Consider the following 12911-nt stretch of genomic DNA (forward strand, 5'->3'; position numbering starts at 1 on the left):
GCATGCATCCATTGCGTCAAGGCATTGTTATGAGCTTTAAGCCATAGAACTCTGTAAAAAACAGCAATAATGCTACCTGTAGACAACCCATGAGTGCGTCCTTTGCTTTCAAGTTGACCAGCTCACCCAGCGCCGCACCCTTGGTTAGGCTGGTCGCCACGCATGCCTGACCATTTTATGGTCCTCATCTAATTGATGTAAAAAACAATCCAATATGAGCCATTTTTTATGTCTTGTTTCATATTTCACCCGAATAGGCGAGTGTGATACAGCGGCAGTAACCTTATATTCAGCCGTGCTAAGAGCCTAATCATCAGTTGCATGTCATAGGCTCTGTGATCTCAACAACAACAACAAACTGAAGAGAAACCACTATGAAAAAAGCAACGTTCCAACTGACAAGCCTAGCCGCTGCTCTGCTGATGTCGACCAGCGTTATGGCTTACAGCCCCAGTCCGACACCCACACCGCCGTCCGGCGGAAGTTCGGATTTCCCATCGGTATCTGATTTCAGCCGTTCCGGTTCCTTCTCCACTACCAGTGGCAACGAAGGCCCAAGTTGTACCGTTTTTCGTCCACAAACTCTAGGTGACCAGGGTCGACGTCACCCGATCATCATCTGGGGCAACGGCACCGGCAGCTCTCCGGGAACCTACAGCGCTCTGCTCACCCACTGGGCAAGCCAGGGCTTTGTCGTCGCCGCAGCGCGCACATCCAACGCCGGCTCAGGTGCCCAGATGATCGATTGTCTGGATTATCTTGTGCAACAAAATGGCCGCAGCTCCGGCACCTATGCCGGCAAGCTGAACGTCAACCGCGTTGGCTCTGCAGGCCACTCCCAGGGTGGTGGTGGAGCGATCATGGCGGGGCGTGATGGTCGCATTACCGTCACTGCACCCTTCCAGCCCTACACCGTTGGACTGGGCCACCGCTCCAGCTCGCAAAGCCAGCAAAATGGTCCGATGTTCCTGATGACGGGTGGTCGTGATTACATTGCCACGCCGAGCTTTAACGCCGCACCGGTTTTTCGAAACGCCAACGTGCCCGTTTTCTGGGGCGAGCGAACCACTGCCAGTCATTTTGAGCCCATCGGCGACGCCGGTGATTTCCGCGGCCCGTCCACTGCGTGGTTCCGTTATCACTTAATGAACGACGGTAGCGCCGAGAGCACCTTCTACGGCAACCGTTGCGGCCTGTGTATGGACCGCGGATGGGACGTTGAGCGCAAGGGTATCAACTGATACCAAAGTAAAAATCGTCTACCAGGCCGGTCGCCCAAAGCGTCCGGCCTTTTTATTGCCTGCTTTATATTGATGGGAAAAGACTCTAATTATTATCTTTTTATAGATATGTCCCATATTTAACCCAAACAGGCGAGTGTCTACTATAGCCTCTATCTCTATATTTGATCGTGCTGAGAGCCTAACAACCGATAGCACCCAAAGGCTCAGTGACTTCAAAAACAACAAACTGAAGAGAGATCACTATGAAAATGGCAACATTCAAACTGACCAGCCTTACCGCCGCCCTCCTGATGTCAACCAGCGTCATGGCTTACGCTCCGGCGCCCGATCCGACGCCTGAGCCACCTACTGGCGGCGACTCGATATTCCCCTCCGTCTCCGATTTCAGCCGCTCGGGATCGTTCTCAACCACCAGCGTTAATGCCGGACCAAGTTGTACCATCTATCGCCCGCGCACATTAGGTGAGGAAGGTCGACGCCACCCAATCATCATCTGGGGGAACGGCACCGGCGCTTCACCGTCGACCTACGACAGCCTGCTCACCCATTGGGCAAGCCAAGGTTTCGTAGTCGCTGCAGCACGCACATCTAACGCTGGCTCCGGCGATGAGATGATTGATTGTCTGGATTTTCTCGTCGAACAGAACGGTCGTAGTTCCGGTACTTACGCCGGCAAGTTGAACGTCAATCGCGTAGGCGCCGCAGGTCATTCTCAGGGTGGTGGCGGAACCATCATGGCCGGTCGTGATGGTCGCATTACAGTTACTGCGCCCTTCCAGCCCTACACCATTGGACTGGGCCACCGCTCCAGCTCACAGAGCCAGCAAAATGGTCCCATGTTCCTGATGACTGGCGGCAGTGACACCATCGCAGCACCAGGTTTGAACGCCGCCCCCGTTTTCCGAAACGCCAACGTGCCGGTGTTCTGGGGCGAGCGCACCAACGCCAGCCATTTTGAGCCCATCGGCAACGCCGGTGATTTCCGCGGCCCATCCACGGCCTGGTTCCGTTTTCATCTGATGAACGACGGCAGTGCCGAAAGCACTTTCTACGGTAGCCGTTGTGGCTTGTGCATCGACCGCGGTTGGGACGTTGAGCGTAAAGGTATCAACTAAGAGGAACGCGTCCAGCGCAGAACGCGCGAATCATCAACAGCCGGTTACTTCTGAGTAACCGGTTTTTTTGCATCTGCGTTATGCTAAGTCATCAATAACAGCAGGAAATCACCCATGTCCGAGATCAAACCCGTCGCACTGGTAACCGGCGCCGGCAGTGGTATTGGCCGCGCCACAGCGCTAGCATTACTCAAGGCAGGCTATCGCGTGGTACTTGCCGGTCGACGCGAAGAGCAACTCAACACCACAATTGATGCCGCCGACGAGCAGGGCCAAAACGCATTAGCCGTAGTGACTGATGTCCGTAAGCCCGAATCGGTTGAAGCCCTGTTTGCGGCAACACGGGAACACTTCGGACGTTTGGACCTGTTGTTCAACAACGCTGGTACTGGCGCACCGCCTGTTCCACTTGAGGACGTCAGTTTCGCCCACTGGCAAGCGACCCTCGAAACAAACCTGACCGGGGCGTTTCTCTGTACTCAACAGGCCTTCAAGATAATGAAAAGTCAGCAACCAATGGGCGGACGCATCATCAACAATGGCTCAATTTCTGCCCATGCGCCGCGCCCCAACTCAGCGCCCTACACCTCGACCAAACATGCAATGACCGGGCTAACCAAATCCACTTCGCTCGATGGCAGACGTTTCAACATCGCCTGCGGCCAGATTGATATTGGTAACGCCGCAACCGAGATGGCCTCACCAATGCAGCGAGGCGTACCCCAGGCCAATGGCGATATTGCTGTGGAGGCGGTGATGGATGTAGAACACGTTGCGCAAGCCGTTGTACAGATGGCCGGCCTGCCATTGGAGAGCAACATCCAGTTCATGACCATCATGGCAACCAAAATGCCCTTTATCGGACGCGGCTGAGCCGTAGCACAACCGGGACACTTATAATCTTGGTATCGATGTTGCTACAATACGAAATGCCATACACAATCCGGATTAGAAACCATGAGCAGCCAACCTACCCCCCTCTCAATGGCCCTGTCACAGCGCAAGTCCGATGAGCGCGCGACACCAATGAGCGCATTTCGCATGGCCCGCCGTTGGTGGTTGGAAGGCCGCCGACTGAATCTATCGCTACTGGCGGAAGAATTGGGCGTCGGACGAGCAACTCTGATGCGCTGGGTTGGCAACAAGGACTTGCTGATGGGCGAGATTCTCTGGTCCCAATACAAGTATTTGTACGATGAGGCAATCGAGCGGGCCGAGGCTGACTCCAAGCTCAAGGGCATCGAGTTTCTGGTGCAGATCTATACCGATATCAATATCGCGCTAATTAATGCCAAGGCCATGCATGACTTTCTCCGGGCCGAGCCACAGTGGGGACTGCAACTACTGACCTCGAATATTTCCGGGCTGCAGAGTCGGTTGATCGAAACCTGGCGCAAACTGTTCGAAGAACAGATAAATGCGGGCCTGATCAATCCCGAGATGGACGCCGATAGCCTGGCCTACTTCATTATCCGCATTGGTGAGGGGGCTATCTATTGTGATCTGATTTGTGGGCGCACGCCCGATCCCAAACCTGCGAGTACAGCTTTTCGCCTACTAGTGAATGGTCACACCCGCTGAACACGTGGCCTAACCTCGTCGCAGTGGCCACTCCAGCACAAAGTCCGCCCCACCCAGGGCATCAGAACTGCTGGCATGGGCAGTTCCGTTGTGCCAGTACATAACCCGTCTGACGATCGATAAACCCAACCCATAGCCGCCCGATGCGCGCGTGCGGCTATCGTCCAGACGTAAGAACGGTGTGAAGACTTTTTCGCGCAAATGAGTCTCGATGCCCGGGCCGTCATCTTCGATACTTACCACGCAGCGGCCGTATACCACCCGGCAGCTAACTCGAACCTGACTGCTGGCATGGCGCATGGCGTTAGTAATGAGATTGCTGATTGCCCGGGTGAGGTAGCGCTGCTCGGCATCGACTGCCTTAGCCCGGTGGTAACTGTTATCCACTACCTCGATGGTAACTGCCTTATTCAAGGGCGCCAATTCGCTCACTACACGCTCGATCAGCTCCGGCACGTTCACCAGCACCATACTCAGCGCAGGGGCTCCCTGCTCCAACCGCGCGTAAGTTAGAATTTCATCAACCAGAATATCAAGCTCACTCAGATCTGCATCCATACCATGCACATAATGGGCTGTGTCTACTTCGTTTTTCGAGGTCTCGACCATCTCCAGACCAAAGCGCAAGCGTGCAATGGGTGTGCGCAACTCATGGGATACCGCGCCGATCATTTCCTGCTGAATTTTCATCAATCGCTGAAGATGGCTGGCCATATCGTTAAAGGCCCGAGCAACCCGCCCTACCGGATCCTGCCCCGAAGCGTCCACCCGCGCATCCAGGTTGCCATGGGTCAGCAACATAGCGGCCGCCTCCAGCGACGTCAGGCGCCGCTCCAGTTGGCGCACCAGCAAATAGATCAGTAGCCCGCTCAGTGTGAGCACCAGCAGTACGGTAATCAACAACAGCTCTCTAGGATAGTCTTCCATTTGATAAAGCGGACCCAGACGCAGCACCCAGTCAGTATCTGTCACCTTCATGTACAACAGCACCGAGTAGCCGTCAGGGCCCAGGGTCATCACCGTATCAAACTCTTCCAGTCGGCGTCGCTGGTCAGCATCCAGATCAGTCTCGCGGATACGTGTGAGCATCAACGGATAACCAAACTGCTTGTCGCGCCGCAGTCGCTGAAGGCGTCCGGGCATATCGGATTCAGGATGACGGACCAGTTCGTCCACCAATAGAAAAAGCGTCGCTCGGCCTAACTGTTCAGTGATACGTTGAATGTCAGTGGTTAGCACCATATTCTCATCCACGCGGCTGAACACCCGCACTTCATCATCCAGCGTCGGTTTGACCAACACTCGACCGCGGGCCAGCTGCGTGCGCTGACGTGAATCTAGATCCAGCTCAATTAATGGTTTGAGTTGCAGCGAAACACCGATCAAGCGTGTCCAGGCGGCCAGCGCACGCAGACGTTCCGCGCCTTCCATTGGCTGCAGATTATCAGCCATCAAGCGAAAAGTACCGGTAGCAATATCCTCCCGGTACGCTTCGTCACGGAATTCGCTGACCAAACGGATTCCCAGCAGCGCCAACAGCGACACCACAATCAGAATCAGCAGCATGCCACCGTAGATGCGCAGGAAAATGGAGTTCACAGGGCGCCCGGTTCAGGTTTGAAGTTCAGGGTTGCACGGCAACAAACAGGTAGCCTTTACTACGCACCGTCTTGATGATACGCGGCAATTCAGGATCATCACCAATCTTTGGACGGATCCGTGAGATGCGTACGTCTATAGAGCGGTCCTGACCGTCATATTCGATTCCTCGCAGCGCATTGAAGATTTCCTCACGGCTGAGTACGCGTCCAGCGTTAATCGCCAGCAACCACAATAGATCCAGCTCCGCACCGGTTAGATCGATCAATTGATTGCGCAACCAGGCCTCGCGTCGTGCGTGATCGATCACCAGCGGACCAAAAGTAAGCCGGTTAACCGGGGCACCACTCGATGCCTCCACATCTGGACTACGACGCAACAATGCGCGGATGCGCGCGAGCAGCACTTGGGGCCTCACTGGTTTATTAACGTAATCATCTGCGCCCAACTCCAACCCGCGAATATGGTCTTCATCATCACTGCGGGCTGTCAACATCAATACCGGCCGCGCATATCCGGCCGCGCGCAAACGCTTGCAGATCGACAGGCCGTCTTCGCCCGGCAACATCAGATCGAGTACCACCAGATCAGGGTTGCTGGCAAGAATGTGTTCTACCGCCCCCGCACCGTCGGTCAACAAATCGACCTCCAGACCCTGCGAGCGAAGGAACGCCTGAATCAGATCAGCCAATTTAAGATCATCTTCGACTATGAGTATGCGTTCATTATCAGCTGCCATGCGTCCGCCAACCTGCCTATCTCATTTCGGGAAGCCGCGATTGTAACACTCTCCGACAAAACGCCTAGCCGACGTCAAAACGAGATAGCCGTCACACCTTATAAACACTACATGTAGTGGTTACATAATTTTCTTGTGTGATTTTTCGCCGCTAATAGCATTAAAAAGCCCGAATTTACTGGCTAAGACGCGACTAGCCGTCAATCAGCCATGATTCAGTCATCTAAAAATCGGCTTGCGCAGGAGCCGATCACACTCTATCTTGTGCCAAACGGTTATATAGACACCACATATAGATAATCTATTCAGAGACGAGCTTCACCCAAAGAATAAAACACTACATATTGTGTTACCGGCCATGCCAAGGAAATCACCATGCAGCCCAACTCTAATCCTACCTTAGACACCACTGACACCATCCGGCCGAGCTCACAGCAAGGCAATCAGCACGAGCAGGATCTGAATCTGACCGCTCCGGGCCAGATTCGCGTGATCAAGCGCAACGGCACCCTTGTCGGTTACACCGATGACAAGATCAAGGTTGCCATCACCAAAGCCTTCCTTGCTGTGGAGGGAGGCCAGGCAGCAGCCTCCAGTCGCATTCATCAAACAGTCAGTCAGCTCACTGAGACCATCAGCAGTATTTTCAAGCGCCGCATGCCTTCCGGCGGCACACTGCATATCGAAGAGATTCAGGATCAGGTGGAGCTCGCCCTGATGCGTGCCGGCGAGCAGAAAGTGGCCCGCAGTTACGTACTCTACCGTGAGGAGCATTCCCGTCAGCGCCGGGCGCGTCAGCCAGTCGAAGCCCATCCGACGCTGAATGTCACCCAAGCCGATGGCAGCCGCCTGCCGCTGGATCTGGGCCGCATGCACACCATCATTGACGAGGCCTGTGAGGGTCTGGCCGAAGTGGATGCCAAGCTGATCGAGCGCGAAACGCTGAAGAACCTGTATGACGGAGTCACCCAGCATGATGTGAATACGGCGCTGGTCATGGCCGCCCGCGCATTGGTCGAACGCGAGCCCAACTACAGTCACGTGACCGCTCGTCTTTTAATGGATACCCTGCGCGCCGAAGCGCTGGGCTTTCTGGATGTGGCCGATAGCGCAACCCATCATCAGATGGTCGAACTCTATGCCAAAGCCCTTCCCGCCTACATTAACAAGGGCGCCGAGCTGGAACTGCTAGACCCGCGTTTGAAGGAGTTTGATCTGGACGCTCTGGGCGCAGCGTTAGATCATACCCGCGACCAGCAGTTCTCTTATCTCGGTCTGCAGACACTGTACGACCGTTATTTCATACACAATGACGGCGTACGCTTCGAACTGCCGCAAGTCTTCTTCATGCGCGTTGCCATGGGCCTGGCCATTGAAGAAGCCGATCGCAACGGCCGCGCTATAGAATTCTATAAGCTGCTCTCCAGTTTTGACTACATGGCCTCCACGCCGACGCTGTTCAACGCCGGCACACTGCGCCCACAGCTTTCCAGTTGCTACCTGACCACCATACCTGACGAACTCTCAGGTATTTATCATGCAATCCACGACAATGCCATGCTATCCAAATTTGCTGGCGGCCTAGGTAACGATTGGACCAACGTAAGGGCACTCGGTGCCTACATTAAAGGCACCAACGGCAAGTCTCAGGGTGTTGTACCCTTCCTGAAAGTGGTCAACGACACCGCAGTCGCGGTCAACCAGGGCGGCAAGCGCAAAGGCGCTGTATGTGCCTACCTGGAGTCTTGGCACCTGGATATCGAAGAGTTTCTCGAGCTGCGCAAGAACACCGGTGACGACCGTCGCCGCACACACGATATGAACACGGCCAACTGGATTCCAGACCTGTTCATGAAGCGCGTTTTTGAAGACGGCAAGTGGACACTATTCTCCCCGTCCGACACACCCGACCTGCACGACCTGACGGGCAAGGCTTTCGAGGAGCGCTACGAGTACTACGAAGCGCTGATCGAGTACGGCAAGCTCAAACTGCACAAGACCATTCAAGCCCGAGATCTGTGGCGCAAGATGCTCAGCATGCTGTTCGAGACCGGCCACCCATGGATCACCTTCAAAGATGCCTGCAACCTGCGCAGCCCGCAGCAGCATGTGGGCGTCGTACACAGCTCCAACCTGTGCACCGAAATCACCCTGAACACCTCGGCCGATGAAATCGCCGTGTGTAACCTAGGATCGGTCAACCTGCCCAACCACATCAAAGATGGCAAGCTGGACACGACCAAGCTCGCAGCCACCATCAAGACCGCCCTGCGCATGCTGGATAACGTCATCGACATCAACTACTACTCGGTGCCACAGGCGAAAATTTCCAACCTCAAACACCGTCCAGTGGGTCTGGGCATTATGGGTTTTCAAGACGCGCTGTACCTGCAGCACATCGCTTACGGCTCTGACGCGGCCGTCAGCTTCGCCGACCAGTCAATGGAGGCCGTCAGCTACTACGCCATTCAGGCCTCCTGTGACCTGGCCGAAGAGCGTGGCAACTATGCCAGCTTTGATGGTTCACTCTGGAGCCAGGGCATTCTGCCGCTGGACTCGCTGGACATCCTCATCGAGCAGCGCGGCGCCAAATACATTGAAGTCGATCGCAGCCAGACCCTGGATTGGGAACCACTGCGCCAGCGAGCCAAGAAAGGCATCCGCAACTCCAACATCATGGCCATCGCACCGACCGCAACCATCGCCAACATTACTGGTGTATCGCAGTCCATCGAGCCGACTTACCAGAACCTCTATGTCAAATCCAACCTGTCCGGCGAATTCACCGTGATCAATCCCTACCTGGTGCGCGACCTCAAGGCCCGCAAACTCTGGGACCCGGTGATGGTCAACGATCTGAAGTTCTACGACGGTTCGGTACAGCAGATCGAACGCGTCCCGGCCGACCTCAAAGCGCTGTACGCCACCGCCTTTGAGGTGGAAACCAGATGGATCGTCGAAGCCGCCAGCCGCCGCCAGAAATGGATCGATCAGGCACAGTCACTTAACCTGTATATCGCCGGTGCCTCTGGCAAAGCGCTCGACGTGACCTATCGCATGGCCTGGTACCGCGGACTAAAAACGACCTATTACCTGCGCGCCTTGGCGGCTACCAGCACCGAGAAATCCACCGTGGATACCGGCAAACTCAATGCCGTCTCCAATGGCGCTCCCGCTGGACCTGCCCCGGTCCCAAAAGCCTGCGCCATTGATGAACCCGACTGTGAGGCTTGTCAGTAACACTAAGGGGCCCCCGCCCCGTCATTCCCGCGAATGCGGGAACCCATTTTGAAGTTGCTTCTGCACAAGAATATTGGAGACATACCATGCTCAGCTGGGACGAATTAGACAACAACCAAACCACCACACCCCCCCTGGGAGCGCCGAGTTCCACCTCGACCCACGACCTGGCCGTAGACACCAAACCTGACCAACAGGCCGTCGCCGCTGTTGATAACGCCCGCCAGGTTGCCAGCAATGACTCCAGCGCCGTTGCCCGCGCCAAGGCCGCCCTTGATCAACTCGATATCCAGGAAGGGCTCGAAGAACTCGAAGGCTCTGCCGCCCGCGTCAACGTTGATGCCAAGCAAATGATCAACTGCCGCGCCGACCTCAATCAATTGGTGCCGTTCAAATATGAATGGGCCTGGCAAAAATACCAGGACGGCTGCGCCAATCACTGGATGCCGCAAGAGGTCAACATGACCGCCGATATCGCCCTGTGGAAATCCGCCGAGGGCCTGACCGACGACGAACGCCGTATCGTCAAGCGCAACCTAGGCTTCTTCTCTACCGCCGACTCCCTGGTCGCCAACAACCTGGTATTGGCCGTCTACCGCCTGATCACCAACCCAGAATGCCGCCAGTACATCCTGCGCCAGGCCTTCGAAGAGGCAATCCACACCCACGCCTATCAATACTGCATTGAATCACTGGGCATGGATGAGGGCGAGATTTTCAACATGTATCACGAGATCCCTTCGGTCGCGAAAAAAGCCGCGTGGGGCCTCAAGTACACCCGTTCCATCTCAGACCCAACCTTCAATACCGGCACGGTCGAGACCGACAAGGAATTGCTGCGTAACCTGATCGCCTACTACTGCGTACTTGAAGGTGTCTTCTTCTACTGCGGCTTTACTCAGATCCTCTCCATGGGCCGACGCAACAAGCTCACCGGCGTCGCCGAGCAGTTTCAATACATCCTGCGTGACGAGTCCATGCACCTGAACTTCGGCATCGATGTGATCAATCAGATCAAGATCGAAAACCCCCACCTATGGGATGCCAGCATGAAAGACGAAGCCACGCAGATGATCCTGCAGGGCACCCAGCTGGAAATCGAATACGCACGCGACACAATGCCCCGTGGCGTACTGGGCATGAACGCCGCCATGATGGAGGACTACCTCAAGTTCATTGCCAACCGGCGTCTGACACAGATCGGCCTGAAGGAAGAGTACCCAGGTACCGTCAACCCATTCCCGTGGATGAGTGAAATCATGGATTTGAAGAAGGAAAAGAACTTCTTTGAAACGCGAGTAATCGAGTATCAGACGGGGGGTGCGTTGAGCTGGGATTGATTGACTGGGGCACAGTCATGCTGTGCCCATCCCTAGCCGCGCCGTGCTCTAAATCTTCACACAAGCAAAGATCGCATTCCCGGACGTCTTGTCCCAGGGAGTGATGATCTCGTAGTCATGCCCCAGCACATGTACTTCAAAGTAGGGCTCCAACAGCGCCAGTAATTGGCTGAAACTGACAGCCACCATGCTGTGTTGGTCGTGCCACACATGCCTTTCGGCAGCCGTTTTTTTTTCAATGCGCAATTTGAGAGACTGCTGCTCGCCATCGCCCAAGTAATGCCAGCAGGAGCTAAAACTCAATAGAGTGTCAGCCTGTGTGGTGGTATGCGATACATAAGAGCCGTTGTCGATCTGGTGCTTGTCGATCGCGTTGAAGCAGAACAGCCCCCCTGTCACCAGCGCCCTATGCACGCTGGCGATGCACGCCTGCAACCTGATAAGTTCGGCACTGTAATGAATCGAATACAAAAAGCAGGTAATCAGGTCAAACTGCTGATTCACGGTAAAATGACACATATCCTGCAGGGAAAAGTCAGCTTCCGGGCAACGTATAAGCGCCCTGTCCAGCATCGGCTGATTGATATCGAGGCCACTGCTTTCATACCCTGCATCGAGCAGATGGCGCACATGTGGTCCAGTACCACAGGCCAGATCGAGGTGCCTTTTCCCATTGCCGCCGAGCAGCTGATGCAAGCGCTGAACACAATAGCTCTGAGCGCTGTAATCGATATCGGCGCACATTAAGTCGTAAAAACCCGATAGATCGGTGTAGATGGCGTTACTGGACATGATGACCTGAGATTTGAACTTAAGCGCTGGGGCGCGAATCATATACCGGACATGAGCGAATCACCCACAATTGTCCGCATAGAGGTGCTGCATGACCGATCAACAGCGAACACCCATCATCGTCTTCGATGTGAATGAAACCTTGCTCGATATCACTACCCTTAGTCCCTTGTTTGAGCGCGTATTTGGTGATGGCGTAGTCCTGCGCGAGTGGTTTGCCCAACTGATTCTCTACTCGCAAACCATGACCTTGTCTGGCCGTTACGCCCCCTTTGGCGAATTGGCCATCGGCACCTTGCATATGGTCGGCACCATTCACGGCATTGCCATTGAGCAGACCGATATCGAGGAGTTGAAACAGCGGTTGAGTGTAATGCCCGCCCACACAGATGTAGCGCCGGCGCTGAATACCTTGCGTAAAGCCGGCTTTCGACTGGTGACATTGAGCAATTCACCAGGCGGCTCATCGCCTTCGCCACTTGAGCGTGCGGGGTTGGGAGACTTCTTTGAGCGCAGCTTTAGCGTTGACGCTATAGGCAAGTTCAAACCCGCACCGGAAACTTATCAGATGGTTGCCGATGAACTGAGTATGCAGACAATTGATCTTGTTCTGGTCGCCTGTCACCTGTGGGATACCGCAGGAGCCCAGGCTGTAGGCTGTCACGGAGCGCTGCTGACTCGACCACACAACGCCATTCTTCCAGTGGCCGAGCTGCCACAACCAAACTTCATATCTGCAGATTTAGGCGACTTGATCCAACAGCTTATAAAGCACTGGAAAAAGAATTGATAGAGAAGAACATAACCATCAGGGCGATCGCCAAACGCATCATCCTTTCTTTAAAGTAGAGCGCGCCCGTACTGCACGTGTACACGCTCTACTCAACGACTACTTCTTTTTACCAACCTCATTACCGATCACGCCACCTATTGCCGCACCTACACCGGTGCAAAGCGCAGTACCGCACAACACATTACCCGCCACGCCGCCAACAACAGCACCGCCAGCGGTGGTCTTATCTTGGTGCGACATGTTGGAACAACCGCTCAGACCCAGAAAGGTGAGCAGAAGACCGGTCAATACCAATTTTGATGTATTCATATGACGTACTCCAGTGCGTTGCTGTATTAAATAATCTGACTATTCGTCAGTTTCCGCATAAGGCGGACTTTCATTTTTCGCCTGACAGGCTGCTGGTGTTTGTGCACCAGCAGCCTGTCGCGGTTAAGCCCGGAGATCTCGATTTGTTAATCACACACA

General features: G+C 54.9%; 11 protein-coding genes. 7 read left to right on the plus strand and 4 right to left on the minus strand.

All coding sequences use genetic code 11. The features are described from left to right. Window positions 1-374: 374 nt before the first annotated feature. The 4 genes from ACJAXR_RS14560 to ACJAXR_RS14575 all read left to right on the plus strand — a co-directional run bounded on the left by ACJAXR_RS14560 (window position 375) and on the right by ACJAXR_RS14575 (window position 3940). The gene (locus tag ACJAXR_RS14560) at window positions 375-1241 is read left to right on the plus strand and encodes an alpha/beta hydrolase (RefSeq protein WP_415058988.1); all 867 of its coding nucleotides are present in this window, start codon (window positions 375-377) and stop codon (window positions 1239-1241) included. A gap of 251 nt (window positions 1242-1492) precedes the next feature. Then, on the plus strand, window positions 1493-2359 hold the full coding sequence (locus tag ACJAXR_RS14565) for an alpha/beta hydrolase (RefSeq protein WP_415059043.1): 867 nt from the start codon (window positions 1493-1495) through the stop codon (window positions 2357-2359). A gap of 114 nt (window positions 2360-2473) precedes the next feature. Continuing rightward, complete coding sequence (locus tag ACJAXR_RS14570; RefSeq protein ID WP_415058989.1) at window positions 2474-3232, plus strand: SDR family oxidoreductase; 759 nt, start codon at window positions 2474-2476, stop codon at window positions 3230-3232. Between the two features lie 84 nt (window positions 3233-3316). Next, entirely contained in the window at window positions 3317-3940 is a 624-nt protein-coding gene (locus ACJAXR_RS14575) for a QsdR family transcriptional regulator (RefSeq protein WP_415058990.1), read from the plus strand. Between the two features lie 9 nt (window positions 3941-3949). Here the strand turns inward: ACJAXR_RS14575 and ACJAXR_RS14580 are convergent, their stop codons facing one another. Further along, the gene (locus tag ACJAXR_RS14580; protein WP_415058991.1) at window positions 3950-5539 is read right to left on the minus strand and encodes an ATP-binding protein; all 1590 of its coding nucleotides are present in this window, start codon (window positions 5537-5539) and stop codon (window positions 3950-3952) included. A 25-nt stretch (window positions 5540-5564) separates the two neighbouring features. Next, entirely contained in the window at window positions 5565-6278 is a 714-nt protein-coding gene (locus ACJAXR_RS14585; protein WP_415058992.1) for a response regulator, read from the minus strand. 375 nt (window positions 6279-6653) lie between these two features. On the opposite strand from ACJAXR_RS14585, the gene ACJAXR_RS14590 reads away from it, so the two are divergent. Beyond that, window positions 6654-9518, plus strand: coding sequence for a ribonucleoside-diphosphate reductase subunit alpha (locus ACJAXR_RS14590; RefSeq protein ID WP_415058993.1), 2865 nt, complete (start codon window positions 6654-6656; stop codon window positions 9516-9518). 86 nt (window positions 9519-9604) lie between these two features. Then, window positions 9605-10858 carry a ribonucleotide-diphosphate reductase subunit beta gene (locus ACJAXR_RS14595; protein ID WP_415058994.1) on the plus strand — a complete coding sequence of 418 codons (1254 nt, stop codon included), beginning with the start codon at window positions 9605-9607 and terminating at the stop codon, window positions 10856-10858. A 48-nt stretch (window positions 10859-10906) separates the two neighbouring features. On the opposite strand, the gene ACJAXR_RS14600 is transcribed toward ACJAXR_RS14595, so the two are convergent. After that, window positions 10907-11650 carry a class I SAM-dependent DNA methyltransferase gene (locus ACJAXR_RS14600; protein WP_415059044.1) on the minus strand — a complete coding sequence of 248 codons (744 nt, stop codon included), beginning with the start codon at window positions 11648-11650 and terminating at the stop codon, window positions 10907-10909. 91 nt (window positions 11651-11741) lie between these two features. Here ACJAXR_RS14600 and ACJAXR_RS14605 point away from each other — a divergent pair, with 91 nt between their 5' ends. Then, window positions 11742-12440, plus strand: a complete 699-nt coding sequence (locus tag ACJAXR_RS14605) for a haloacid dehalogenase type II (RefSeq protein WP_415058995.1) — start codon at window positions 11742-11744, stop codon at window positions 12438-12440. A gap of 99 nt (window positions 12441-12539) precedes the next feature. On the opposite strand, the gene ACJAXR_RS14610 is transcribed toward ACJAXR_RS14605, so the two are convergent. Next, window positions 12540-12752 (minus strand): glycine zipper 2TM domain-containing protein, encoded by a 213-nt coding sequence (locus tag ACJAXR_RS14610; RefSeq protein ID WP_415058996.1) that lies wholly within the window; start codon window positions 12750-12752, stop codon window positions 12540-12542. Window positions 12753-12911: the final 159 nt, after the last annotated feature.

It is taken from the genome of Halopseudomonas sp. (assembly GCF_047631575.1).
Classification (GTDB): Bacteria; Pseudomonadota; Gammaproteobacteria; order Pseudomonadales; family Pseudomonadaceae; genus Halopseudomonas.